The following is a 23,060-nucleotide window of genomic DNA, read 5'->3' as shown; positions in this document are numbered from 1 at the left end:
AGGGGGCGCCCTTTGTCATGCCCGGGTGGGCGGGGCGGCGGTGGCGGGTTGGCGGGTGGCGGGGGTCTCGAAAGAGTGTCTTGACTTTCGACGTCCGCGATATATCGTGTTTTACGTGAGACGCGATATGGCGTGTCACGCCGTGAGGGAGGTCGTCACCATGTCCGAGTGGTCCGTCGCCGAGCCGAGGAAGCTGTCCTTCGACGATCCCGTGACCGAGCTGCACGTCCGCGTCGTCGACGGAACGGTCAACGTGGTCGGCACCGAGGAAGGTTCCGCCCGGCTGGAGGTCTCGCACATCGAGGGGCCCCCGCTCGTGGTCTCCCACCGCGACGGCGTGCTGACGGTGGCCTACGACGACCTGCCCTGGAGAGGCTTTCTGAAGTGGCTCGACCCCAAGGGCTGGCGGCGCAGCGCCGTCGTCACCCTCGCCGTCCCGGCCGGGACGCGGGTCGAGGTGGGCGTGGTGAGCGCGGGGGCGGTGGTCTCCGGCATCGACGGCCGCGCCGAGGTCAAGGGCGTCACCGGGGACACCACCCTGGTGGGGCTGGCCGGACCGGTCCGCACCGACACCGTCTCGGGGAGCGTGGAGGCCCAGGCACTCACCGGCGACCTGCGGTTCAACTCGGTCTCCGGGGATCTGACGGTGGTCGAGGCGGGGTCCTCGGTGAAGGCCGACTCGGTGAGCGGGTCGATGATCGTCGACCTGGACCCGGCGGGCGGCGCCACCGACATCAACCTGACCAGTGTCTCCGGCGAGATCGCCATCCGGCTGCCGCATCCGGCCGACGCCCGGGTGGAGGCGAACACCGCGAGCGGCTCGGTCTCCAACGCCTTCGAGGATCTGCGGGTCGGCGGCCAGTGGGGCGCCAAGCGGATCACCGGCCGCCTCGGCGCGGGCAACGGCAGCCTCAAGGCGACGACCGTCTCCGGCTCGATCGCCCTGCTGCGCAGGCCCCCGACGGAGGACGACAGCACGACCGAGCCGACCGAGCCGACCGAGAAGAAGGTGCTCTGAGATGCCCCCCGTCTTCGCCCACGGCCGCCTGCGCCTGTACCTGCTGAAGCTCCTCGACGAGGCGCCCCGCCACGGCTATGAGGTGATCCGCCTCCTGGAGGAACGCTTCCAGGGCCTGTACGCCCCCTCGGCGGGCACCGTCTACCCCCGGCTGGCCAAGCTGGAGGCCGAGGGCCTGGTCACCCACACCACGGAGGGCGGCCGCAAGGTGTACGCCATCACCGACGCGGGCCGCGCCGAACTGGCCGACCGCAGCGGTGAACTCGCCGATCTGGAGCTGGAGATCCGGGAGTCGGTCGCCGAACTGGCGGCGGAGATCCGCGCGGACGTCCGGGGCGCGGCGGGCGACCTGCGCCGGGAGATGCGGGCGGCGGCCTCGGAGGCCCGCGAGGGTTCGGGATCGCCGTCGGGGCCGACCGGCTCCGGGGAGCCCGGGGAGTACACGGACAAGGAGTCCTGGCGGATCGCCAAGGAGGAGATGCGCCGGGTCAAGCAGGAGTGGAAGGAGCAGGCCCGCCGGGCCAAGGACGAGAGCCGCCGGGCCCGCGACGAGGCCCAGCGGGCCCGCCGCCAGGCCAAGGAGGCGCAGGACCAGGCCCGCTCCCAGGCTCAGGAGGAGATGCAGCGCATCGCCAAGCGGGTGCAGGACCAGGTCCAGGACCACTTCGCGCGGGGCGACTGGCCCACGGGCGTCCGCGAGGGCCTGACCGAACTGGCCAAGGAATTCGGCGAGTTCGGAAAAGACTTCGGCAAGGACTTCGGCTTCGGGCGCGGCGGCGCGAGCCGGGGCGGCGGCTCCGGCGCGGCCCGTGGACACGGACCGTCCCCGACGTCGGCGGACGACGTCGTGTACTCCGACACCCCGCCGGACTTCCCGGCCGAGCACGAGCCCGCCTGGGCCCACGAGGCACCGGGCGCCGACCCGGCCCGCGACCTGGACCGCCTCCTCGACCGCTTCCGCGACGACATCCGCGACGCATCCCGCGACCACGGAGTGACCCCCACCCAACTCCAGCAAGCCCGCCACCACTTGTCAGTAGCGGCCACCCACATCAACACCCTGCTGAAAACGGAAAAGGCGTAAGGACCAACTAAGCCGGGGGTAGACGGCCGACTGACCGCGCAGCTCCCCGCACCCCTGAGACAAGCCCAGCGAACACCCCCTCAGGGGCGCGGGGAACTGCGCGCCCAGCCCCCACCGGCCCGAGGCCAAAGCACGGCCCGTCACCACGGGCCTTTGAGGGGCGCGGGGAACTGCGCGAAAGGCCCCCACCGGCCCGAGGCCAAAACACGGCCCGCCACCACGAACCTTTCAGGGGCGCGGGGAACTGCGCGAAAGGCCCCCACCGGCCCGAGGCCAAAACACACCCCCGCACCACCCCCTCTTCAGGGGCGCGGGGAACTGCGCGACCGGCCCCCACCGGCCCGCAGCCAACCCCCCGCCCGACACCCCTCAGCTCGCCTCCGCCACTCCCCCGCCATACAACACACCCAACAGCCCTTCATACGTCACACCGTGATCCGCAAGGCACTCCCCCCACACCCCGGGCCGCACAGCCAGCGCAAGAAGCAGATGCTCATCCCCGATGTGCCGATCCCGATGGGCAACGGCCATCCGCAACGCCTGCTCCAGCACCCCCTTGGCCTCCCGCCCGAAGGCGACCCGACCACCCCGCCGGACACCCGCCAGCGCCCCCACCCCGTGCGCCTCCTCCACCCGGGCGACGACCTCGGCGACGTCGATACCGAGACCGGCGAGCGCGTCCGCGTCGGACCGGGACAGCCCCGCCCGCCGACGCGCCTCCAGCAGCCCCTCCCGAACCGCCGCCCGACGTTCCGCACCCAACCCCAGCGCGGTGAGCGCGGAGGCCCCGCGACCCCGCTCACCGTCGAGCAGCGCGAGCAGCAGGTGCTCGGGCCCGATGCGCCGCTCCCCCGCCTCCTCGCAGCGGACGTACGCACCCCGGACGACGTCCCGCGCGTCTTTGGTGAACCGCTCGAACATCACTGCCTCCCGTACTTCTTGTGCACGGCCTGCCTGCTGACACCGAGTTCCGCGGCGATCTCCTGCCACGACCAGCCCTGCTGCCGGGCGCTGCGCACCTGCACCGCTTCCAGCCGCTCCAGCAGCCTGCGCAGGGCGGCGACGGCACGCAGTCCGACCCGTGGGTCACGGTCACCCGCGCGCTCGGCGAGATCCGTTGCTTCGGTCATGCTGTCAATGTAGGTTGACACGCTCACGGGCGTCAACCCTGATTGACAAACAGGCCCGGTGCACCGGGAGCGGCACTCAGGCGGGAGTGAGCACGATCTTGCCGAACTGGTCACCGGAGGCGAGCCGTTCGAAGCCCTCGCGGGCCCGGTCCAGCGGCAGCACCTCGTCGATGACGGGGCGTACCCCGGTCGCGGCGCAGAAGGCGAGGAGGTCCTCCAGCTCGTCCTTGGTGCCCATGGTGGAGCCGACGACCTTGAGTTCGAGGAAGAAGATGCGGGTCAGTTCGGCGTGCGAGGGGCGGTCGCCGCTGGTGGCGCCCGAGATGACGAGCGTGCCGCCGGGCCGCAGCGACTTCACCGAGTGGGACCAGGTGGCGGCGCCGACGGTCTCGATGACGGCGTCGACCCGCTGGGGCAGCCGTGCGCCGGGCTCGACGACCTCGACGGCGCCGAGTTCGAGGGCGCGCTTGCGGCGGGCCTCGTCGCGGCTGGTCGCGAAGACCCGCAGCCCGGCGGCCCGGCCGAGCACGATCGCGGCGGTGGCGACGCCGCCCCCGGCGCCCTGGACGAGGATCGAGTCGCCGGGGCGGACGCCCGCGTTGGTGAAGAGCATGCGGTAGGCCGTGAGCCAGGCGGTGGGCAGGCAGGCGGCCTCCGCGAAGGAGAGTTCGCGCGGCTTGGGCAGGATGTTCCAGGTCGGCACGGCGACCTGTTCGGCGAAGGTGCCCTGGTAGTGCTCGGTGAGGAGGGAGCGGGGTTCGCGCGGGCCCACCCCGTGCCCGCTCTGGCCGATGACGGAGTGCAGGACGACCTCGTTGCCGTCGGCGTCGACCCCGGCGGCGTCGCAGCCGAGGATCATCGGGAGCTTGTCCTCGGCGAGGCCCACGCCGCGCAGGGACCAGAGGTCATGGTGGTTGAGGGAGGCGGCGCGGACCTCGACGGTGCTCCAGCCGGGGCGGGCTCCGGGGGCCGGTCGCTCCCCCAGCTCCAGGCCGTTCAGCGGCTGGTCACGGTCGATCCGGGCGGCGTAGACGGCGAACATGGAGCAGACGATAGGGTCCACGGCCGGTGGACGTAACCGCCACGCCCTGTGAGACACACCCTCTTGCGCTCACGGCGGACGCCCCTTTCGCGCCCACGACGGACACCCTTACGCGCTCACGACGGACACCCGTCCGCGCTTACGACGGACACCCCCTTGCCCGCAGGGGACGGCCCGCGCGCACCGCCGGAACCCGAAGTGCGCGCACGGGAAGGGGCCCCGCCCGCCCGGACGAGGCCCCTCCCCCTCGGACCGGGTCACCCCGGCCCTCAGGACTCAGCGTCGGGCGACGCCCTCCGCGCGGGCCGCCGCGGCGACCGCCGCCGTGACCGCCGGGGCCACCCGCTCGTCGAACGGCGAGGGGATGACGTAGTCCGCGGCGAGGTCGTCACCGACGACCCCGGCCAGCGCCTCGGCCGCCGCGATCTTCATGCCCTCGGTGATCCGGGAGGCCCGGACCTGGAGGGCACCGGCGAAGATGCCGGGGAAGGCCAGCACGTTGTTGATCTGGTTGGGGAAGTCGGACCGCCCGGTGGCGACGACGGCCGCGTACTTGTGGGCGACGTCCGGGTGGATCTCGGGGGTCGGGTTGGCCATGGCGAAGACGAAGGCGCCCTCCGCCATCGAGGCGACCGCGGACTCCGCGACCGTACCGCCGGAGACGCCGATGAAGACGTCCGCGCCGGACAGCGCATCCTCCAGGGTGCCGCTGAGACCGGCCTTGTTGGTGAAGCCGGCCACCTCGCGCTTGACGTCGGTGAGGTCGGTCCGGTCCGCCGAGACGATGCCCTTGCGGTCGGCGACGGCCACGTCCCCGATGCCCGCCTCGATCAGCATCCGTGCGATGGCGACCCCGGCCGCGCCCGCGCCCGAGATCACGGCGCGCAGGTCGGCGATGGAGCGCCCGCTCAGCCGCGCCGCGTTGCGCAGGGCGGCCAGCGTGACGACGGCCGTGCCGTGCTGGTCGTCGTGGAAGACGGGGATGTCGAGGCGCTCCTGGAGGCGGCGTTCGATCTCGAAGCACCGGGGCGCCGAGATGTCCTCCAGGTTCACGCCGCCGAACGAGGGGGCGAGCCGGACGACGGTCTCCACGATGTCGTCGACGTCGGTGCAGGCGAGCGCGATCGGGACCGCGTCGACGCCACCGAACTGCTTGAAGAGGATGGCCTTGCCCTCCATCACCGGGAGGGAGGCCTCGGGCCCGATGTCCCCGAGCCCGAGGACGGCCGTGCCGTCGGTGACGACGGCGACGACGGACGACTTCCAGGTGTAGTCGTTGACCAGGTCCGGCTGTTCCGCGATCGCGGTGCACACGCGCGCGACGCCGGGGGTGTACGCGAGGGACAGGTCGTCCTTGTCGCGGACCGGGACGGTGGCCTGCACGGCCATCTTTCCGCCTCGGTGCAACGCGAACGCGGGGTCGAACGAGTCGAGGGGCTCCGCACCGCCCCCCTGACCGTCCCGGCCCTCCAGGCCTGCCTGGCCGACCTGGCCGTCCTTGTCCGTTTCACTCTCGCTGCGAGGATTGACGATCTCCGCTGCCACTGTGTGTTACCCCTTAGGTCTTCATGGATGAGGGTGGCCACTCCTGGTTGAGGAGTGGGCGGGCATCGCGCAGAGCCCAGCGGTGGTACATACGGACCGCTGCGCGTCGGGCGCGCCGCACACGCGCCCTGAGCCCCGGATGAGGGGTGTGAAGAACCTTCTTACCGGACGGACGGCACCGGCGACGAGTCCATTCGGTGCAAGGTCACACACCCTGGGTTGCAGGACTCCGACAGTCGTCCGGCGCCCGCCGGGCCGTCGCCCGACGGTCCGCCGAGCGCCCGGCGGACGTTCACCGACCGTCGCCCGGCCACTCCGCTCCGGTCCTCCCGTCGTCCCCCGCCGCCCTCCCTGACACGCATCCCTACGCCCGTGACATGGCTCATGCGTGAAGAAACGACGACTCCGGTCCGAACCCTTGACACGGGGGTGAACAAATGCACCCCACGCTCCGAACGGGTCCATATCGCGAGATGGACAGGAGATCTTCCGGCCGGAACTAGGGATTCCCGTAGATGATCCGGCGAGGCCCGGCCGTGATGTACCGGACTGATGCGATTCGGGGGTCGCCCGTTATCCGATTTTGACATGAGTGGACCCCTGAATGGCGTAGTCCGAATGGCAGGATGCCGTAATCACACGAGGTCGCGACACCCGAAGGTGTGTGTTCTCGTCGACCCATCGGCACTCCATCCTTCCGCCGGAGGCACTCACCATGACCGCACGTTCCACCCGCTGTACCACCGCCGCGCGCACCCGTCTCGCCGCGGTCGGATCTCTCGCGGTCGCGGGCGCCCTGCTGCTGACCGCCTGCGGCGACCAGACCAAGGACGACAACGACTCGGGGAGCAAGGGCACCTCCTCGGCGAGCGGCGCCCCGCTGGCCGACAAGCTCCCCCAGGCCATCCGCGACAAGGGCGTCGTCCGGGTCGGCTCGGACATCGCGTACGCGCCGGTCGAGTTCAAGGACGACTCCGGCAAGGTCGTCGGCATCGACCCCGACATAGCCGAGGCCATGGGCAAGCAGCTCGGCGTGAAGTTCGAGTTCCAGAACGCCACGTTCGACACGCTCATCGGTGGTCTGGCGTCCAAGCGCTACGACGTCGCCATGTCCGCCATGACGGACACCAAGGACCGCCAGGAAGGCATCGACGGCGACACCGGCAAGAAGGTCGGCGCGGGCGTCGACTTCGTCGACTACTTCACCGCCGGTGTCTCCCTCTACACCAACAAGGGCGACACCCAGTCCATCAAGACCTGGGACGACCTGTGCGGCAAGACCATGGCCGTGCAGCGCAACACCTTCTCCCACGACCTCGCCAAGGACCAGGCGGCGAAGTGCAAGAAGGACGGCAAGCCCGCGCTCAAGATCGAGGACTTCGCCACCAACCCCGAGGCCGAGACCCGGATGCGCTCCAAGGGCGCGGACGTCGTCTCCGCCGACTTCCCGATCGCCGCGTACTCCGTGAAGAACGCCGGCGGCGGCCAGTACTTCGAGATCGTCGGCGACCAGGTCGAGGCCGGTCCGTACGGCATCGCGGTCGCGAAGGACAACGCGGAGCTGCGGGACGCGCTCCAGGCGGCCGTCCAGGCGATCATCGACAACGGCGAGTACAAGAAGATCATCGAGAAGTGGGGCGTCGCGGACGGCGCGATCACCGAGTCCAAGGTCAACGGCGGTTCCTGAACCGACACCGTTCGATCCGGCTCTGAAAGGCTCCACCCGTGACTGTTGACGTCAACAAGACGGACGGACCCGACGCCGCGCCCCCTGCCGGACCGGAGGCCATCAAGGCCGTTCCGGTCCGGCACCCCGGGCGGTACGTGTCGGCCGTCGTGGCCCTCGCCCTGCTGGGCGCCGTCGTCTACGCCTTTGCGCAAGGGAAGATCAACTGGGGCGCGATCCCCGAGTACTTCTTCGACGACCGCATCCTGCACGGCGTGTGGAACACGCTGCTGCTCACCGTGCTCTCCATGGTGATCGGTATCGCCGGCGGCATCCTGCTCGCCGTCATGCGCCTGTCGAAGAACCCGGTGACCTCGTCGATCGCCTGGTTCTACATCTGGTTCTTCCGCGGTACGCCGGTCCTGGTCCAGCTCTTCGTCTGGTTCAACCTCGGCCTGGTCTTCGAGTACATCAACCTCGGCCCGATCTACAAGGACTACTGGTCGTCCTTCATGACGCCGCTGCTGACGGCGCTGCTCGGCCTGGGTCTGAACGAGGCCGCGTACATGGCGGAGATCTGCCGCGCCGGTCTGCTCTCGGTCGACGAGGGACAGACGGAGGCGTCGCACGCGCTGGGCATGAGCCACACCAAGACGCTCCGCAGGATCGTCATCCCGCAGGCGATGCGCGTCATCGTGCCGCCGACGGGCAACGAGGTCATCAACATGCTGAAGACGACCTCGCTCGTCTCGGCGGTCCAGTTCGCCGACCTCTTCAAGGAGGCGCAGGACATCGGTCAGAACGCGGGCTCCACGGTGGAGATGTACTTCCTCGCCGCCGCCTGGTACCTGATCATGACCTCGATCCTGAGCGTCGGGCAGTACTACGTCGAGCGGCACTACGCCCGCGGTTCCAGCCGCTCCCTGCCCCCGACCCCGCTCCAGCGCCTGCGGACGGCGTTCCTGCCGGTCCGCCGCACGAAGGGAGCCCCGGCGTGACGCAGTCTCCCGCGCCCCAGGACGCGCGCCCCACGGCTACCCACCCCATGGTGAAGGCCGAGGGCATCCACAAGTCCTTCGGTCCCGTCGAGGTCCTCACGGGCATCGACCTGGAGGTGAGGTCCGGCGAGGTGTTCTGCCTCATCGGCCCCTCCGGCTCCGGCAAGTCGACCTTCCTGCGGTGCATCAACCACCTGGAGAAGATCAACGCCGGTCGGCTGTACGTCGACGGCGAGCTGGTCGGCTACCGCCAGAAGGGCGACAAGCTGTACGAGCTGAAGGACAGCGAGGTCGCCCGCAAGCGCCGGGACATCGGCATGGTGTTCCAGCGGTTCAACCTCTTCCCGCACATGACCGCGGTGGAGAACGTCATGGAGGCCCCGGTCCAGGTCAAGGGCGTGAACAAGGCCGAGGCCCGGGACCGCGCCCGGCAGCTGCTGGAGCGGGTCGGGCTCGGCGACAAGGCCGGGAACTACCCGTCGCAGCTCTCCGGCGGCCAGCAGCAGCGGGTCGCGATCGCGCGGGCGCTGGCGATGGACCCGAAGCTGATGCTGTTCGACGAGCCGACCTCGGCGCTCGACCCGGAGCTGGTCGGTGACGTCCTGGACGTCATGCGCGACCTGGCCGAGAGCGGCATGACGATGGTGGTCGTCACCCACGAGATGGGCTTCGCCCGCGAGGTGGGCGACAGCCTGGTCTTCATGGACGGCGGTGTGGTCGTCGAGTCCGGCAACCCGCGCGACGTCCTGACGAACCCGCAGCACGAACGCACCCAGGCGTTCCTGTCGAAGGTCCTCTGACCCGGAGGCCGACGGCGAAGGGAGGGGCGGTACGGGACACCCCGTACCGCCCCTCCCTCGTCGTCGCCTCCTGCCGTGGCCGTCCGGCTCACTTCAGGGCGAGCAGCAGCGTGTCCGAGGGCGAGGACCACACCGGGCGGGCCTCGGCGAAACCGGCGGCGCGGAGGGTCTCGGCGTGCCAGGCCGGGGAGGGCATGTGGCCGTCCGCGTGCTCGCCGTAGATCTCGAAGCGGCGGGCGGTGGGGGCGGCGAGGACCGGGTCGGCGGCGGCGAGCCGCCACCAGTCCGCCCAGTCGACGGCGCCGTCGGCCTTGGCCTGATCCTGGCGGGCGTGGCGCTGGGCGCGCTCGGCGGCGTTGATCCGGGGGGTGGCTTCGTCGATCATGTGGTCCGCGTTCATGAAGAGACCGCCGTCGCGGACGAGTCCCGCGACCTGGCCGTAGAGGGCCGTGAGGGGTTCGCGGTGCAGCCAGTGCAGGGCGGTGGCGGTGAGCACGGCGTCGTACGTGTCGTGCGGCAGCCGCGCGGTCCAGTCCGGGTCCTTGAGGTCGGCCGTCACGAGGGTGACGCGGTCGTCGTCCGCGAAGGTGCCCTCGGCGATGGCGAGGAGGGCGGGGTCGAGGTCGACGCCCGTACTCGTGGCCTGCGGGAAACGGGCGAGCAGACGGGCGGTGATGGTGCCGGTGCCGCACGCGAGGTCGAGGACGCGGGGCGCGGTGCCGACGAGCGCCTCGACCATGTCGAGCATGATCCGGAAGCGGTCCTCGCGGTCCGGCATGTACCACTCCTGCTGGCGGTCCCAGCTCTCCTGCCAGGCCGGCCAGTCGGTCCCCGTGCTGGTGGTCATGGAAGCCCTCTTTTCCCGTCTCCGCCGTCGCGCGCGCGTCGCACGCACCCTGCCCGTAATACCCTTGAAGCACGATCAGCCGTTACCGGCCGCACCCCCGACCATAGAGCCCTCCCGTAAGGACTACAAGTGGAACTGGCCTATTACTCGGACTATGCCGTCCGCCTCGTCAACACCGAGGAACCGGCCCGGGGCAAGGACACGCTGACCACCGTCGAGGCCGTCCGGGACCTGTTCGGGGGGAACCAGTCGGCGGCCCGCCGGGCCACGGACTCGGACGTGACCCGGCTGCGGTCGGTGCGGGGGCGGCTGCGCGCGGTCTTCGAGGCGGCCGACCGGCGCGACGAGACCCTCTCGGTGGACCTGCTGAACTCGCTGCTGCTGGAGTTCCCGGTCAGCCCGCAGATCTCCGGCCACGACTACCGCGACGACGACGGCCGCCCGCTGTGGCACATGCACCTGGCCGACCACCCGTCGAACGCGACCGCGGGGTACGCCGCCATCGCCGCGATGGGCCTCGCGTTCCACCTCACCGAGTACGGCGTGGACCGCCTCGGCCTGTGCGAGGCGAGCCCGTGCCGCAACGCCTACCTGGACACCTCCACCAACCGCTCCCGCCGCTACTGCTCCGACCGGTGCGCCACCCGCGCCAACGTGGCCGCCTACCGGGCCCGCAAACGCCTGGAGGCCGACCGGTCGGCGAGCACCGGCCTGGCCGCCGACAGCACCCAGCGCAGCGCGGCCCACGGCGAGCGCTGATCGGGGGCGGGGGGCCGCCAGCGGAAGCGGACGGCACCGAGGACGAGGTCGTCGGGGACGGTGCCGTAGTCGGTGCTGTCACCCCCGGCGTACGCGTTGTCGCCGAGCACCCACCAGCCGCCCTCGCGGCGCTCCACCGCGCGTTTGACGACGAGCAGGTCCTGCTGGAAGGGGTGCCGCAGCACCACCACGTCCCCGGGCCGCACCCGCGCCCCGTACCGCACCACCAGCCGGTCCCCGTGGCGCAGCGTCGGCACCATGGACGGGCCGGTCACCTCGGCCAGCCCGAACGGCGCGGTGGACCGCCCGCGCCCGCTCTCCTCCGACGGCTCCGGCATCGCCGGCACCTCCCCTGGTCCGTTCCGCCACCAGTCCCAGTGTGACCCCCGACTTTTGTCCTAAGCCCTAGGGGGCACCCGCGAAAACACGCCTTGCAGGGAGTAATGTCCCACCTGAGAAGACGATCACGAGGAAGGAACGCTCCATGCTTTCCCGCCTGTTTGCCCCCAAGGTCAAGGTCAGCGCTCACTGCGACCTGCCCTGCGGTGTGTACGACCCGGCCCAGGCCCGCATCGAGGCGGAGTCGGTGAAGGCCGTGCAGGAGAAGATGGCCGCCAACGACGACCCGCACTTCCAGGCGCGCGCCACCGTCATCAAGGAGCAGCGCGCAGAGCTCGCGAAGCACCACGTGTCCGTGCTGTGGAGCGACTACTTCAAGCCCCCGCACTTCGAGAAGTACCCCCAGCTGCACACGCTGGTCAACGACACCCTCAAGGCCCTGTCGGCCGCCAAGGCCTCCACGGACCCGAAGACCGGCGAGAAGGCCCTCGAACTCATCGCCGAGATCGACACGATCTTCTGGGAGACCAAGAAGGCCTGACCCAGGTCAGCGCCTTCCGGCCCGCGTCCCGTACGCGACCGGTCGACCGGCCCGCACCCGGCCCGCAGGCCGCCGAACACGGCGGTCGTGGCGGTCCGGGTGCGGGCTTTTCGGCGTCCGGTCGGCGGAGTCTCGGTGTGGGCGTCGCGCCGGTGTCGCGGTCGGCCGGTTCGGGTGGTGTCGGGGGCACGGACGGCGCGTGGTCGGTCCCGCGCCTACGATCCCCCTATGACCACTCCCGCGCCCACCCCCACCGGCCCTGTCCGCTGGAGTTATGCCTTCGTCGATCGGCCCGTGGAGGGCTACGCGCGGGCCCGCGCGTTCTGGAGTGCGGTGACCGGGGCGCGGGTGTCCGAGGCGCGGGGTGACGACGGGGAGTTCGTGACGCTGGTGCCTGATGAGGGTGACGCGTGGGTGAAGGTGCAGGGGGTCGCGGACGGGGAGGGTGGGGCGCATCTTGATCTGTGTGTCGAGGACGTCGACGGGTTTGTGGCGGGGGCCGTGGCGTCGGGAGCGCGCAAAGTGGTGGTGCATGACGGGTGGGCTGTACTGCGGTCTCCCGCGGGGCAGTTGTTCTGTGTGGTGCCCTGGGGTGGGGAGCGGGTGCGTCCCCCGGTGAACGGGGGGAGTCGGCTGGATCAGGTGTGCCTGGATGTGCCGCCGTCCGCGTACGACGCCGAAGTGGGCTTCTGGAGCGGGCTGTTGGGCGACTGGACGTCCCGGCCGGGGGCGCTGCCGGGGTTCCACGCCGTGGTGCCGCCGGTGGGGCTGCCGGTCCGGGTGCTGATTCAGCGTCTGGGCGAGGAGCGGCCCGTCTCGGCGCACCTGGACCTGGCCTGCGGTGCGGACCTCGACGCCGTGCGCGTACGGCACGAGGAACTGGGCGCGCGCGTCGTCTCGGCGCACTCGTTCTGGACGGTGATGCGTGATCCGGCGGGCGGCGTGTACTGCCTCACCGCCCGGGACGCCGAGCGGGGTTCGCTCGCGACCTGAGCGCTTGCGACCCGACCGTCCTATCGGGTGCCGGGCCGTGCGGCGTGCCGCGCGCGTCCTGACTCAGGGCACCGGTTTCCCGGAGACCTCGGCTTCCTCGTGGTGGGCGGAGTGGCCGTGCTGCTCCGTGCCGGGTTCGGCGAACTCCGCGCAGTCGGGGTTGTGGCAGGGGCCCGCGACCCAGCGCGGAACCCAGGTGCCCAGCGTCTTCTCGCGCCGGACGACGGTGTCCACGGTCTGCCCGCAGGTGGGACAGACGTGCTTTTCCCTGTCCATCTCCCCAGGGTAGGCCGGTCAGCGCCGCCGTGCGTAGGTGCGGACCAGAACTCCGTTGTCGAAGGCGCGTACGGCGTCCAGGGCGAAGTCCGTCACGGCGAACCCGGCGCCGAACATCGGCAGACCGGCGCCGTAGACCTGGGGATAGGTCTTGATGACCAACTCGTCGATCTCGTCGAGGAGTTCGCCCGCGATCTGCGCGCCGCCGCACAGCCAGACACCGAGGTCGCCCTCCTCGGCCTTGAGCGCGCGGACCCGTGCGACCAGGTCGTCCCCGATCACCTCGACGTCCGGGTCGGGCGAGGCGGCGAGGGTGCGGGAGGCGACGTACTGGCGGAGATGGGCGTACGGGCTGGTGACCCCGGCGTCGAGGCCGACCCGGTAGCTGCCGAGGCCCTGGACCACGGTGTCGAAGTGGCGGTGCTCCGCGTCCTGGATGCCGAGTCCGGCCCGGCCGGGGGTGGCCACGGTCTCCGGGTACTCCTTGGCCAGCCAGCCGAGGAACTCCTCGTCCAGGAAGGCGAACATCGACGAGGCGTCGCCGTCCGGGTTCCCGATGAAGCCGTCGATGGAGCAGGCGACGAAGTAGGTGAGCTTTCGCAAGCCGGGCCTCATTCCGTAGGGTGTCGAACGAACCGCGAACGACTACAGTTGTAGTACTTCGGCTGTAGTGGTCGCAAGGTTGTTTTCGCGAGCGGGTCGTAGACGGGGACGGAGAGGGATTTCATGGCCGGCAATCCGGAGCGGCGGGCGTCCCTGGTGGACGCGGGGGTGGAGGTGCTCGCCCGGGAGGGCGCGCGCGGGCTCACCTTCCGTGCGGTGGACGCCGCGGCGGGGGTGCCCGTCGGCACGGCGTCCAACTACTTCACCGGGCGCGACGACCTGCTGCGCCAGATCGACGTCCGGCTGCACACGCGGCTCGCCCCCGACCCGGACGCCCTCGCCGGCCTGATGCGCCGACCGCGCGACCGGGCACTGGTCGCCGCCCTCATGCACGACCTGATGGGGAGGGTGACGGCGGACCGCACCGGATACCTGGCCCTGCTGGAGATGCGGCTGGAGGCCACCCGACGGCCGGAGCTGCGCGCCTCCTACACGGAGTCGGTGCGCGGTGAGCTGACGTTCGGCATGCGCTTCCACCGGGAGGCCGGGCTGCCGGGAGGTGACGAGACCGTCGTCGTGCTGTACCTGGCCATGCTCGGCCTGATCCTGGAGCACCTGACCCTGCCGGGGGTGCTGGACGAGATCCTGCCGGGGGTGGCGGTGCCCGCGGGGCTCGTGGAGCGGGTCGTGGCGGTGGTGGTGCCGGACGCCTAGCCGACCGGCAGGCGGAGACGGGCGTGCGGAGACACGCATGCGGCGGGCCCCGCGCACCATGGGGATGCGCGGGGCCCGCCGGACCGGAGAGCCTGGTGGCCGCGGGGTGTCAGGGCCGGGCGGCACCGGGATCACCGGGGTCGGGGAGGGAGTGCCGGAGGCCGACGGCGTCCGGCCGCCGTCAGGTGGTGCGGCGGGTGACGAACTCGGCCAGGGAGAGCAGGCCGCCCGCCGCCTCCGGGTCCGGGACCGCGCGGGCAAGTTCGGACATGGCGCGCGCCATCCGGTCGGCCGCCTGCTCCAGGACCCACTCCCGGCCGCCCGCCCGCTCGACGGCCAGAGTGAGACGTTCCACGTCCTCATCGGGCCGGTGGGGCTCGCCGTAGAGCGCGGCCAGTTCCTCGGCGGCCGGGTGGCCCGAGGTGAGCGCGGCGACCACCGGGAGGGACTTCTTGCGGGCGACCAGGTCCGCTCCGGCCGGTTTGCCGGTGCGCCGCGGGTCACCCCATATGCCGATGACGTCGTCGATGAGCTGGAAGGCGAGCCCGGCCTCCCGGCCGAAGGCGTCCATGGCCTCGACGTCCTCCTCCGCGGCACCCGCGTACAGCGCGCCGAGGGCGCAGGCGCAGCCGATGAGCGCGCCCGTCTTGGCCTCGGCCATGGCGAGCACCTCGTCGAGGGCGACCTCGGTGGGGGCCCGGTCCTCCATCGCCGTGTCCACCTGCTGACCGGCGCACAGCTCCACCACGCAGGCGGCGAGCCGGGCGACGGCGGCGGCCGACGCCGGGTGCGGGTCCTGGGCGAGCAGCCCCAGGGCCAGGGCCTGGAGGGCGTCCCCGGCGAGGATGGCATCGGCGTCGCCGAACACCGTCCAGGCGGTGGGCCGGTGGCGGCGGGTGGTGTCCCGGTCCATCACGTCGTCGTGCAGCAGCGTGAAGTTGTGGACCAGTTCGACCGCGGTGGCGGCCGGGACGGCCGCGGCGCGCGCCGCCGGGCCGCCCAGGGCCTCGGCCGCGGCCAGCACCAGCGCGGGCCGGATGGCCTTGCCCGCGTTGCCCGCGGCCGGGGTGCCGTCCGCGTGCTCCCAGCCGAAGTGGTAGAGCGAGATGCGGCGCAGCGGGGCGGGCAGCGCCGTGAGGGCGGTCCGCAGGGCGGGGTCGACCGAGGACCGGGCGGCTTCCAGGATGGCCGCCGCCTCCTGCCCGTCGGAGGACACGGCGTCGGCGGCAGGTTCCGGAGGTCCGGACGGTTCGGCGGGTGCGACCGGTCCGGCCGCGGGACCCAGCCCGTCGGCGGGCGCCCCGGGCTGGGGCAGCCTCGCCCGCGTCACGTACTCGGTCATCCGGTTCCCCTCCCGAGACTCCCCCTCGCGGGGCCCGCGTACGGCGGCGGCGGTGCGCCCTCCGGCCGCGGGTCCCCTCCGCGTACCCGCCCGGCGGGGCGGGCACACGGCGCGTGCGCGGGTGAGGTCACTGCCAGCGACCGATCTCGACGTTCTCCAGGACGCCGAGGGCGTCCGGCACCAGGACGGCCGCCGAGTAGTAGGCCGTCACGAGGTACTTGATGACGGCCTGTTCGTTGATGCCCATGAACCGCACCGACAGGCTGGGCTCGATCTCGTCCGGGAGGCCGGACTGGCGCAGCCCGATGACGCCCTGGTCCTGCTCGCCGAGGCGCAGCGCGATGATCGAGCTGGTCCGGGCCTCGGTGACCGGGATCTTGTTGCACGGGTAGATCGGCACCCCGCGCCAGGTGGGGATGCGGTTGCCGCCGACGTCGATGGTCTCCGGGACGAGTCCGCGCCGGTTCAGCTCGCGGCCGATCGCCGAGATGGCGCGCGGGTGGGCGAGCAGCATCTTGGTGCCCCGCCGCCTGCTGAGCAGCTCGTCCAGGTCGTCCGGGCCGGGCACGCCGTCGTGGGGCTGGATGCGCTGGTCGTACTCGCAGTTGTGGAGCAGGCCGAACTCGCGGTTGTTGACCAGCTCGTGCTCCTGGCGCTCCTTGAGCGCTTCGACCGTCAGCCGCAGCTGCTGCTCGGTCTGGTTCATCGGCTGGTTGTAGAGGTCGGCGACGCGCGAGTGGATGCGCAGCACGGTCTGCGCGATGCTCAGCTCGTACTCGCGCGGACTGGCGTCGTAGTCCACGAAGGTGTGCGGGATGTCCGCCTCGCCCGCGTGGCCGGCCGCGAGGTCGACGGCCTTCTCGCCGTACCGGTTGGTCTGCTGCTCCGGGATGGCGCGCAGTCCCTGGAGGTGCGCGCGCAGCGAGTCGGAGCGCTCCGCGACCTGCTCGAAGTCCTGGCGGGACAGGACCAGGACGGTGCAGGCGGTCGCGGCGCGGGCGGTGTACTCCCAGATGGCGTCCCCGTCGAGCAGGGCCTGCTCGCCGAAGTAGGCGCCGTCGGCGAGGACGCCGAGGACCTGGTCGTCGCCGTAGGGGCCGGTGCCGACCTTCTCGACCCGGCCGTGCGCCAGCAGGTGGACCGTGTCGGCCTGGCTGCCGAAGGAGGCGATGACGTCGCCCGGCCCGTACTCCTGCTGACGGCAGCGGGAGGCCAGTTCGAACAGGACCTCGTCGTCCTCGTACGACCGCAGTGCGGGGAGTTCGCCCAGTTCGGCGGGGATGACCTCGACGCGGTCCCCGGTCTTGATGAACGTGACACGGCCGTCGCCGACCGCGTAGGTCAGCCGACGGTTCACCCGGTACGTACCGCCCTGCACGTCGACCCACGGCAGGTTCCGCAGCAGCCAGCGGGAGCTGATCTCCTGCATCTGCGGTACGGACTTGGTGGTGGTGGCCAGGTTCCGCGCGGCCGCGGTGCCAAGGCTCTGCTGCTGCTTGCCCTGCTCCGTGCGGACCTCTTCGCCTACCGACATAAAAGATTGCCCTCCCAGTGATGCACGGGCGCCGTTCTGCGCCGGTGCACTGCTCTCGCGAGAAAGCTTTCCATCACTCAGTGTGCTCTTGCCATTACCCGAAAGAGGGGGAATGGATCATCGTCCGGGTGGGAAGGCTCGCTCTTCACACCGAACGATGTTCGACAATGACCCGGTGACCAGGCCCGCCGCGTTCGACTCCGCCCCGCTGCGCCCCCGGCTGCCCTCGCCGCTGCGGGAGGTGGCCGACGAGCGGTTCGCGCGGCGCGGTGTCCGGCTGCTGCTGAAGCGGGACGACCTGATCCACCCGGAGCTGATCGGCAACAAGTGGCGCAAGCTCGCGCCGAACCTGGCGGCGGCGGGCGGGCGGACGGTGGTGACGTTCGGGGGCGCCTACTCCAACCACCTGCGGGCGACGGCCGCGGCCGGGCGCCTGTTCGGGCTGGCGACGGTCGGCGTGGTGCGCGGCGACGAGCTGGCGGACCGGCCGCTGAACCCGTCGTTGGCGCGCTGCGCGGCCGACGGCATGCGGCTGCGCTTCGTGGACCGCGCGACGTACCGGCGCAAGTCCGAGCCGGAGACCCTGGCCGCCCTGCTGCGCGCGGCGGGCGCCGAGGGGGCGTACGTCGTCCCCGAGGGCGGCAGCAACGAGGCGGCCGTACGTGGCTGCCGGGCCCTGGGCGAGGAGCTGCGCGGGCTGGCGGATGTCGTCGCCGTGGCCGTGGGAACCGGCGGGACCCTCGCGGGCCTGGCGGCCGGACTGGGGCCCGGACAGCGCGCGCTGGGCATTCCGGTTCTGCGCGGCACCTTCCTCGGCGACGAGGTGCGGGCGCTCCAGACGGCGGCTTTCGGCGGGCCACAGGGTGACTGGACGCTGGACGAGCGGTTCCACTTCGGCGGCTACGCGCGGGTCCCTGCCGAGCTGGACGCCTTCGCGGCGGACTTCGGGGAGCGGCACGGACTGCCCGTCGAACGTCTCTATGTCGCCAAGTCGCTGTACGCCCTTGTCGCCCTCGCGCGCGAGGGGGCGTTCCCGCGCGGCACCCGGCTTGCGGCGGTGGTGACGGGGGCGCCCTTCCCGGCGGACGAGGCGCTTCCGCCCGGCGGAGCGCCCCCGGCGTGAGCACGGTGACGCGCACCCCGGCGTGACCACGGTGACGGGCGCTCTCGCGCGTGGCCCACGCGCGCGTGCGCGAGGCACGCGGCGCGCGCACGGCAAGCGGCCCGGCTCCCCGACAGCCCGCGGCTTCCGCGCTACCCCGCCTCCCGGTACGCCGCCGCTTCCTCCAGGTCGAGTCGGCGCAGCAGCGTGCGCAGCATCTCGTCGTCGATGTAGCGGCCGTCGCGCAGGCGGACGAAGACCTCCCGCTCGGCGCCGATCATCTCGCGCGACAGTCTGCGGTACGTGTCGTCGACGCTCTCGCCGGTGACCGGGTTGACCTGGCCGAGGCGTTCCCAGACGGCGTTGCGGCGGCGCTCCATGACGGCGCGCAGCCGGTCGGCCAGGGGCGGCGGGAGGGCGTTGCGCTCGTCGGCGAGGAGGTCGTCCAGGCGCCGCTCGGCGACCTGGGAGGCCTGCGCCTGCGCGTTGGCCTCGGCGAGGGTGGCGGCCTGCGGATCGCTCTCGGGGAACTTCAGCAGGCGGATCAGCGGGGGCAGGGTCAGCCCCTGCACGACCAGGGTGCCGATGACGGTGGTGAAGGTCAGGAAGAGGATCAGGTTGCGGTGCGGGAACGGTTCGTCGCCGTGGTCGACGGTGAGCGGGATGGAGAAGGCGATGGCGAGCGAGACCACCCCGCGCATCCCGGCCCACGCGATGGTGATCGGCCCCCGCCAGGTCGGGTTGTCCTCGCGCGCGCGGATGCGGGCCGACAGCAGCCGGGGCAGGAAGGTCGCCGGATAGACCCACAGGAAGCGGACCGCGACGACCACGAGGAAGAGGAGCACGGCGTACCAGGCGGCGTCCCCGGTGTCGTAGTCGTCCCCGAGGCCGCGCAGGACGACCGGGAGCTGGAGGCCGATCAGGGCGAAGACCGCCGACTCCAGGACGAACGCGACCATCTTCCAGACCGCCTCCTCCTGGAGCCGGGTGGCGAAGTCGACCTCCCACGCGCGATGCCCGAGGTAGAGGGCGACGACGACCACGGCGATCACCCCGGAGGCGTGGAACTGCTCGGCCGCGGCGTAGGCGACGAACGGGATGAGCAGCGACAGCGTGTTCTGGAGGAGGGGTTCCCTGAGGTGGGTGCGCAGCCAGTGCAGCGGGGCCATGAGGATCAGGCCGACGGCCGTGCCGCCGACGGACGCGATCAGGAACTCCTCGATGCCGCCCGCCCAGGACGCGCCCTCGCCGACGACGACCGCGAGGGCCACCTTGTAGGCGGTGATCGCGGTGGCGTCGTTGAGCAGGGACTCGCCCTGGAGGATGGTGGTGATCCGCGACGGCAGGCCCACCTTGCGCGCGACGGCCGTCGCCGCGACGGCGTCCGGGGGCGCCACGACCGCGCCCAGCACCAGCGCCGCGGTGAGCGGCAGGCCCGGCACCAGCAGGTACGCGACCCAGCCGACGGCGAGCGTCGCGAAGAGCACGTAGCCGACGGACAGCAGCGCCACCGGTCTGAGCTGCGCGCGCAGGTCGAGGTAGGAGCTGTCGGACGCCGAGGTGTACAGCAGCGGGGGCAGCAGCAGCGGCAGCACGATCTCCGGGTCCAGGGTGTAGTCCGGCACGCCCGGCACGTACGCGACGGCCAGTCCCACGGCGACCAGCAGCAGCGGGGCGGGCACCGGGCCGCGCCGCGCCCCCGCCGCGATCGCCGCGCTGCCCGCCACCAGCAACAGCAGTGGCATCACGTCCATGTCTCGCCCGCCCTCACGTCCGGCCCGGTCCCATGTCCGGCCCACCCTCGTTTTTCCGCGCGGTCGCCCGCACGCCCGTCGTAATCTGGCAATCATGAAACAGTGCACGCACGCCGACGCGCTGCCGCACCCCGATCCCGTCCCGCTCGACGAGACGTGTCCGGAGTGCCTGCGGGACGGTACCCACCCGGTGCAGCTGCGGATGTGCCTGACATGCGGCCATGTCGGCTGCTGCGACTCCTCGCCCGGCCGGCACGCCACGGAGCACCACAAGCAGTCGGGGCATCCCGTGATGCGCACCTTCGAGCCGGGCGAGAGCTGGCGGTGGTGCTTCGTCGACCACGTCCTCGTCTGACCGCGGACACCCGCCCGAGCGGACGCCCGCGCCCGGCCCCGGGGCCCTTCCCCGGCCGGGGGTCCCGTCTGACGGGCGGACCGTCCAGCGGGTACGGTTCGGGCATCTGACGCCGGGGTACGTCAACCCGGCGCGGCCTCTTCCCTTTTGGGCCCGCAGACCCCTAGACACGGAGCGTGTTCGCAGCTTTACTGTGAGTGACGTCGGGGGGTCGGGGTCCCGGGGACAGGACGGATGAGAGCGCGGTAGCGTCACCGCTGCACCACACACGCGTTACCCCGGGGGGCGACCCTCGGCCCCGAGAAGCTTGTACCACCTTGGAGGTGAGGGTGTCCCAGATCGCAGGCGAGCCCGCGACCCAGGACTTCGTGGAAGTCCGGCTGCCGGCTGCGGGTGCCTACCTGTCGGTGCTGCGCACGGCCACGGCCGGCCTCGCGGCCCGGTTGGACTTCACCCTGGACGAGATCGAGGACCTGCGCATCGCGGTGGACGAGGCCTGCGCGATCCTGCTCCAGCAGGCCGTGCCGGGCTCGGTGCTGAGTTGCGTCTTCCGTCTGGTCGACGACTCGCTGGAGGTGACCGTCTCGGCGCCGACCACCGACGGCCACGCCCCTTCGCGGGACACCTTCGCCTGGACCGTGCTGTCCGCGCTCGCGGGCAAGGTCTCCTCCGCCGTGGACGAGGACAGAACCGTTTCGATCAGCCTCTACAAACAACGCGGCGCGGGACCCGGGCCGGCGTGAGGAACGGGGACGGGCCGGTGCGGGACGAAGAGCGCGGCACACGGGAGCTGCCGGGCGACGACGCCGAGATTCCGGTCTCTGCGGTCACCCCGGTCGCTCCGGACGGTTCCCGACACCTGGCGGACGGCATCGACGGCATTCCCGAGCAGGCCAGGCCGCACCCGGAGGCCGACCCGGCCGCCGCGCCGACCGGCCTCCCGGAGCACGCCGTGCAGGACCCGCCTCGCGCGAGGCGGAACGGGGGTACCCCCGGCCGGGCTGAGACAAGAGCTCGACAGAGGGCGACGGGCGGGACGATGAGCGAGCACCAGCGAGACGACCAGCAGAGCGTGCCGGGCACCCGGCACGAGCCCCAGGAACACGGCGTGGCCCAGGAGCCCGCCGGACACTCCGGACACCCGGACCGCGTCGAGCAGCCCGACCGCGCCGCGCAGCCGGGTCACCCGCACCACACCGTGCCCCTGGAGCGGCCCGGCGCGCAGGACCGCAGCGGCGCACGCGCGCTCTTCGTCGAGCTGCGCGGCCTGACCGACGGCAGCCCGGAGTACGCGGAACTGCGCAACAGACTGGTGCGGATGCACCTGCCGCTCGTCGAGCACCTCGCCCGCCGGTTCCGCAACCGCGGCGAGCCGCTGGACGACCTCACCCAGGTCGCCACCATCGGGCTGATCAAGTCCGTCGACCGGTTCGACCCGGACCGCGGGGTGGAGTTCTCCACGTACGCGACCCCGACCGTCGTCGGCGAGATCAAGCGGCACTTCCGCGACAAGGGCTGGGCGGTCCGGGTGCCGCGCAGACTCCAGGAGCTGCGGCTGTCGCTCACCACGGCCACCGCCGAGCTGTCCCAGCTGCACGGTCGCTCCCCCACCGTGCACGAGCTGGCGGAGAAGCTGGCGATCTCGGAGGAGGAGGTGCTGGAGGGCCTGGAGTCCGCCAACGCCTACTCCACGCTCTCGCTGGACGTGCCCGACACCGACGACGAGTCCCCCGCGGTCGCCGACACCCTCGGCGCGGAGGACGAGGCGCTGGAGGGCGTCGAGTACCGCGAATCCCTCAAGCCGCTGCTGGAGGACCTGCCGCCGCGCGAGAAGCGCATCCTGCTGCTGCGGTTCTTCGGCAACATGACCCAGTCGCAGATCGCGCAGGAGGTCGGCATCTCGCAGATGCACGTCTCGCGGCTGCTGGCCCGCACCCTGGCCCAGCTCCGGGAGAAGCTCCTCGTCGAGGAGTGAGCCGCCCGGCCCGGACGTCCCGGTCCCGACGACGGGAGACATGGCGCCCAGGCAGACGACCGTGGCGGCGCGGACGTCTCGCGGCCACCCCGCCCCGCCGTGGCTCAGGACTGCTCGGTCGCCTCGGGGTCGGCCGACCGGCCGGGGCCGCGGATACCGAGGGCGCGGGTCGTCTCGCCGTTGACGAGCAGAACCAGCGCGGCGACGGCGACCACCGCGAGCGCGATGCCCGCCGGGATCGCGGCGCTGTCGACCTGGAGCAGGTTGTAGGCGACGGGCAGCGCCACCAGCTGGGTGATCACCGCCGGGCCGCGGCTCCAGCCGCGGAGCCCCAGCAGCCCCCGCGCCGCGAGCAGCGGCAGCAGCGCGAGCACCGCGAGCGTCACCCCGCCGGTCACGGCCTGCTGCCGGTCGTCGGGATCGCCGGTGAAGCCGAGGACGAGAATCCACACCCCGCCGACGAGCAGCGCCAGCCCCTCCAGCGCGACGAGCGCCGCCGCGTACGTCAGACGGCGCGGGCGCGGGCCCGTGCTCGCGGGGGCGTCGGCGGTACCGGGGGTCTGCTCGCTGCTCACCCCAGCAGGGTAGCCCTCCGGGCCGGACCGCCCCCGAGGCGGCCCACGACCACGCGGCGCCGCCGGGC

General features: G+C 72.1%; 25 protein-coding genes. 13 read left to right on the top strand and 12 right to left on the bottom strand.

Features of this window, described 5'->3' with window-relative positions; genetic code table 11:
• Positions 1-160 precede the first annotated feature (160 nt).
• Both ACIQPQ_RS07475 and ACIQPQ_RS07470 read left to right on the top strand, forming a co-directional pair.
• On the top strand, positions 161-1,018 hold the full coding sequence (locus tag ACIQPQ_RS07475) for a DUF4097 family beta strand repeat-containing protein (protein ID WP_401300876.1): 858 nt from the start codon (positions 161-163) through the stop codon (positions 1,016-1,018).
• A 1-nt stretch (position 1,019) separates the two neighbouring features.
• Positions 1,020-2,102: a helix-turn-helix transcriptional regulator gene (locus ACIQPQ_RS07470; protein ID WP_401300873.1), complete on the top strand. Its 1,083-nt coding sequence runs from the start codon at positions 1,020-1,022 to the stop codon at positions 2,100-2,102.
• 369 nt (positions 2,103-2,471) lie between these two features.
• Here the strand turns inward: ACIQPQ_RS07470 and ACIQPQ_RS07465 are convergent, their stop codons facing one another.
• The 4 genes from ACIQPQ_RS07465 to ACIQPQ_RS07450 all read right to left on the bottom strand — a co-directional run bounded on the left by ACIQPQ_RS07465 (position 2,472) and on the right by ACIQPQ_RS07450 (position 5,819).
• Positions 2,472-3,023: a Clp protease N-terminal domain-containing protein gene (locus ACIQPQ_RS07465; protein WP_401300870.1), complete on the bottom strand. Its 552-nt coding sequence runs from the start codon at positions 3,021-3,023 to the stop codon at positions 2,472-2,474.
• Positions 3,023-3,232 (bottom strand): helix-turn-helix domain-containing protein, encoded by a 210-nt coding sequence (locus ACIQPQ_RS07460; RefSeq protein WP_383776708.1) that lies wholly within the window; start codon positions 3,230-3,232, stop codon positions 3,023-3,025. The genes ACIQPQ_RS07465 and ACIQPQ_RS07460 overlap by 1 nt, the downstream gene beginning before the upstream one ends.
• A gap of 76 nt (positions 3,233-3,308) precedes the next feature.
• Positions 3,309-4,274: a zinc-binding dehydrogenase gene (locus ACIQPQ_RS07455; protein WP_401300867.1), complete on the bottom strand. Its 966-nt coding sequence runs from the start codon at positions 4,272-4,274 to the stop codon at positions 3,309-3,311.
• Between the two features lie 276 nt (positions 4,275-4,550).
• Entirely contained in the window at positions 4,551-5,819 is a 1,269-nt protein-coding gene (locus tag ACIQPQ_RS07450; RefSeq protein ID WP_401300864.1) for an NADP-dependent malic enzyme, read from the bottom strand.
• A 715-nt stretch (positions 5,820-6,534) separates the two neighbouring features.
• On the opposite strand from ACIQPQ_RS07450, the gene ACIQPQ_RS07445 reads away from it, so the two are divergent.
• The 3 genes from ACIQPQ_RS07445 to ACIQPQ_RS07435 are packed head-to-tail and all read left to right on the top strand — an operon-like array spanning position 6,535 to position 9,283.
• Positions 6,535-7,506 (top strand): ABC transporter substrate-binding protein, encoded by a 972-nt coding sequence (locus tag ACIQPQ_RS07445; RefSeq protein WP_401300862.1) that lies wholly within the window; start codon positions 6,535-6,537, stop codon positions 7,504-7,506.
• Between the two features lie 38 nt (positions 7,507-7,544).
• On the top strand, positions 7,545-8,483 hold the full coding sequence (locus ACIQPQ_RS07440; RefSeq protein WP_383776697.1) for an amino acid ABC transporter permease: 939 nt from the start codon (positions 7,545-7,547) through the stop codon (positions 8,481-8,483).
• A 47-nt stretch (positions 8,484-8,530) separates the two neighbouring features.
• The gene (locus ACIQPQ_RS07435) at positions 8,531-9,283 is read left to right on the top strand and encodes an amino acid ABC transporter ATP-binding protein (protein ID WP_401301554.1); all 753 of its coding nucleotides are present in this window, start codon (positions 8,531-8,533) and stop codon (positions 9,281-9,283) included.
• A gap of 88 nt (positions 9,284-9,371) precedes the next feature.
• On the opposite strand, the gene ACIQPQ_RS07430 is transcribed toward ACIQPQ_RS07435, so the two are convergent.
• Entirely contained in the window at positions 9,372-10,130 is a 759-nt protein-coding gene (locus ACIQPQ_RS07430; RefSeq protein WP_401300859.1) for a class I SAM-dependent methyltransferase, read from the bottom strand.
• Between the two features lie 129 nt (positions 10,131-10,259).
• Here ACIQPQ_RS07430 and ACIQPQ_RS07425 point away from each other — a divergent pair, with 129 nt between their 5' ends.
• Positions 10,260-10,889, top strand: coding sequence for a CGNR zinc finger domain-containing protein (locus tag ACIQPQ_RS07425; protein WP_401300856.1), 630 nt, complete (start codon positions 10,260-10,262; stop codon positions 10,887-10,889).
• Here ACIQPQ_RS07425 and sodX read toward each other — a convergent pair.
• Positions 10,793-11,227: a nickel-type superoxide dismutase maturation protease gene (gene sodX, locus ACIQPQ_RS07420; RefSeq protein WP_401300853.1), complete on the bottom strand. Its 435-nt coding sequence runs from the start codon at positions 11,225-11,227 to the stop codon at positions 10,793-10,795. The genes ACIQPQ_RS07425 and sodX overlap by 97 nt on opposite strands.
• Before the next feature lie 146 nt (positions 11,228-11,373).
• Between sodX and sodN the strand changes: the two genes are divergently transcribed.
• On the top strand, positions 11,374-11,769 hold the full coding sequence (gene sodN / locus ACIQPQ_RS07415) for a superoxide dismutase, Ni (RefSeq protein WP_383776685.1): 396 nt from the start codon (positions 11,374-11,376) through the stop codon (positions 11,767-11,769).
• A gap of 228 nt (positions 11,770-11,997) precedes the next feature.
• On the top strand, positions 11,998-12,762 hold the full coding sequence (locus ACIQPQ_RS07410) for a VOC family protein (RefSeq protein ID WP_401300849.1): 765 nt from the start codon (positions 11,998-12,000) through the stop codon (positions 12,760-12,762).
• Positions 12,763-12,825: 63 nt separating this feature from the next.
• Here the strand turns inward: ACIQPQ_RS07410 and ACIQPQ_RS07405 are convergent, their stop codons facing one another.
• The gene (locus ACIQPQ_RS07405) at positions 12,826-13,038 is read right to left on the bottom strand and encodes a hypothetical protein (RefSeq protein ID WP_401300846.1); all 213 of its coding nucleotides are present in this window, start codon (positions 13,036-13,038) and stop codon (positions 12,826-12,828) included.
• Positions 13,039-13,056: 18 nt separating this feature from the next.
• On the bottom strand, positions 13,057-13,641 hold the full coding sequence (locus tag ACIQPQ_RS07400) for a dihydrofolate reductase family protein (RefSeq protein ID WP_401300843.1): 585 nt from the start codon (positions 13,639-13,641) through the stop codon (positions 13,057-13,059).
• Positions 13,642-13,764: 123 nt separating this feature from the next.
• Between ACIQPQ_RS07400 and ACIQPQ_RS07395 the strand changes: the two genes are divergently transcribed.
• Positions 13,765-14,355 carry a TetR/AcrR family transcriptional regulator gene (locus tag ACIQPQ_RS07395; RefSeq protein ID WP_401300840.1) on the top strand — a complete coding sequence of 197 codons (591 nt, stop codon included), beginning with the start codon at positions 13,765-13,767 and terminating at the stop codon, positions 14,353-14,355.
• Between the two features lie 181 nt (positions 14,356-14,536).
• Here the strand turns inward: ACIQPQ_RS07395 and ACIQPQ_RS07390 are convergent, their stop codons facing one another.
• Complete coding sequence (locus tag ACIQPQ_RS07390; protein ID WP_401300837.1) at positions 14,537-15,697, bottom strand: family 2 encapsulin nanocompartment cargo protein polyprenyl transferase; 1,161 nt, start codon at positions 15,695-15,697, stop codon at positions 14,537-14,539.
• A gap of 127 nt (positions 15,698-15,824) precedes the next feature.
• Positions 15,825-17,231, bottom strand: a complete 1,407-nt coding sequence (locus ACIQPQ_RS07385; protein WP_401300834.1) for a family 2B encapsulin nanocompartment shell protein — start codon at positions 17,229-17,231, stop codon at positions 15,825-15,827.
• A gap of 157 nt (positions 17,232-17,388) precedes the next feature.
• Here ACIQPQ_RS07385 and ACIQPQ_RS07380 point away from each other — a divergent pair, with 157 nt between their 5' ends.
• Positions 17,389-18,354, top strand: a complete 966-nt coding sequence (locus tag ACIQPQ_RS07380) for a 1-aminocyclopropane-1-carboxylate deaminase/D-cysteine desulfhydrase (RefSeq protein ID WP_401300831.1) — start codon at positions 17,389-17,391, stop codon at positions 18,352-18,354.
• 131 nt (positions 18,355-18,485) lie between these two features.
• Here ACIQPQ_RS07380 and ACIQPQ_RS07375 read toward each other — a convergent pair whose 3' ends face one another.
• Positions 18,486-20,087 (bottom strand): Na+/H+ antiporter, encoded by a 1,602-nt coding sequence (locus ACIQPQ_RS07375; protein WP_401300828.1) that lies wholly within the window; start codon positions 20,085-20,087, stop codon positions 18,486-18,488.
• A gap of 94 nt (positions 20,088-20,181) precedes the next feature.
• Between ACIQPQ_RS07375 and ACIQPQ_RS07370 the strand changes: the two genes are divergently transcribed.
• The 3 genes from ACIQPQ_RS07370 (at position 20,182) to ACIQPQ_RS07360 (ending at position 22,417) form a co-directional block, all read left to right on the top strand.
• Positions 20,182-20,442, top strand: coding sequence for a UBP-type zinc finger domain-containing protein (locus tag ACIQPQ_RS07370; RefSeq protein ID WP_383776658.1), 261 nt, complete (start codon positions 20,182-20,184; stop codon positions 20,440-20,442).
• Positions 20,443-20,771: 329 nt separating this feature from the next.
• Positions 20,772-21,185, top strand: coding sequence for an anti-sigma factor (locus tag ACIQPQ_RS07365; protein WP_006136266.1), 414 nt, complete (start codon positions 20,772-20,774; stop codon positions 21,183-21,185).
• A complete protein-coding gene (locus tag ACIQPQ_RS07360) occupies positions 21,182-22,417 on the top strand; it encodes a SigB/SigF/SigG family RNA polymerase sigma factor (RefSeq protein ID WP_401300824.1) in 1,236 nt (411 codons plus the stop codon). Before ACIQPQ_RS07365 ends, ACIQPQ_RS07360 begins: the two co-directional genes overlap by 4 nt.
• Before the next feature lie 104 nt (positions 22,418-22,521).
• Here ACIQPQ_RS07360 and ACIQPQ_RS07355 read toward each other — a convergent pair whose 3' ends face one another.
• Positions 22,522-22,992 (bottom strand): hypothetical protein, encoded by a 471-nt coding sequence (locus ACIQPQ_RS07355; protein ID WP_401300822.1) that lies wholly within the window; start codon positions 22,990-22,992, stop codon positions 22,522-22,524.
• Between the last annotated feature and the right edge of the window lie 68 nt (positions 22,993-23,060).

It is taken from the genome of Streptomyces sp. NPDC091281, assembly GCF_044757425.1.
Lineage (GTDB): Bacteria > Actinomycetota > Actinomycetes > Streptomycetales > Streptomycetaceae > Streptomyces.
This window is presented reverse-complemented; position numbering and strand designations above follow the sequence as displayed.

What these genes read in the sequence shown, in the direction of transcription:
- ACIQPQ_RS07405 (WP_401300846.1), bottom strand. Translation starts at nt 13,038, where the DNA reads ATGGACAGGGAAAAGCACGTCTGTCCCACCTGCGGGCAGACCGTGGAC.
- ACIQPQ_RS07470 (WP_401300873.1), top strand. Translation starts at nt 1,020, where the DNA reads ATGCCCCCCGTCTTCGCCCACGGCCGCCTGCGCCTGTACCTGCTGAAG.
- ACIQPQ_RS07390 (WP_401300837.1), bottom strand. Translation starts at nt 15,697, where the DNA reads ATGACCGAGTACGTGACGCGGGCGAGGCTGCCCCAGCCCGGGGCGCCC.
- ACIQPQ_RS07455 (WP_401300867.1), bottom strand. Translation starts at nt 4,274, where the DNA reads ATGTTCGCCGTCTACGCCGCCCGGATCGACCGTGACCAGCCGCTGAAC.
- ACIQPQ_RS07460 (WP_383776708.1), bottom strand. Translation starts at nt 3,232, where the DNA reads ATGACCGAAGCAACGGATCTCGCCGAGCGCGCGGGTGACCGTGACCCA.
- ACIQPQ_RS07370 (WP_383776658.1), top strand. Translation starts at nt 20,182, where the DNA reads ATGAAACAGTGCACGCACGCCGACGCGCTGCCGCACCCCGATCCCGTC.
- sodX (WP_401300853.1), bottom strand. Translation starts at nt 11,227, where the DNA reads ATGCCGGAGCCGTCGGAGGAGAGCGGGCGCGGGCGGTCCACCGCGCCG.
- ACIQPQ_RS07435 (WP_401301554.1), top strand. Translation starts at nt 8,531, where the DNA reads ATGGTGAAGGCCGAGGGCATCCACAAGTCCTTCGGTCCCGTCGAGGTC.
- ACIQPQ_RS07465 (WP_401300870.1), bottom strand. Translation starts at nt 3,023, where the DNA reads ATGTTCGAGCGGTTCACCAAAGACGCGCGGGACGTCGTCCGGGGTGCG.
- ACIQPQ_RS07385 (WP_401300834.1), bottom strand. Translation starts at nt 17,231, where the DNA reads ATGTCGGTAGGCGAAGAGGTCCGCACGGAGCAGGGCAAGCAGCAGCAG.
- ACIQPQ_RS07475 (WP_401300876.1), top strand. Translation starts at nt 161, where the DNA reads ATGTCCGAGTGGTCCGTCGCCGAGCCGAGGAAGCTGTCCTTCGACGAT.
- ACIQPQ_RS07410 (WP_401300849.1), top strand. Translation starts at nt 11,998, where the DNA reads ATGACCACTCCCGCGCCCACCCCCACCGGCCCTGTCCGCTGGAGTTAT.
- ACIQPQ_RS07395 (WP_401300840.1), top strand. Translation starts at nt 13,765, where the DNA reads ATGGCCGGCAATCCGGAGCGGCGGGCGTCCCTGGTGGACGCGGGGGTG.
- ACIQPQ_RS07445 (WP_401300862.1), top strand. Translation starts at nt 6,535, where the DNA reads ATGACCGCACGTTCCACCCGCTGTACCACCGCCGCGCGCACCCGTCTC.
- ACIQPQ_RS07375 (WP_401300828.1), bottom strand. Translation starts at nt 20,087, where the DNA reads ATGGACGTGATGCCACTGCTGTTGCTGGTGGCGGGCAGCGCGGCGATC.
- ACIQPQ_RS07380 (WP_401300831.1), top strand. Translation starts at nt 17,389, where the DNA reads ATGTTCGACAATGACCCGGTGACCAGGCCCGCCGCGTTCGACTCCGCC.
- sodN (WP_383776685.1), top strand. Translation starts at nt 11,374, where the DNA reads ATGCTTTCCCGCCTGTTTGCCCCCAAGGTCAAGGTCAGCGCTCACTGC.
- ACIQPQ_RS07430 (WP_401300859.1), bottom strand. Translation starts at nt 10,130, where the DNA reads ATGACCACCAGCACGGGGACCGACTGGCCGGCCTGGCAGGAGAGCTGG.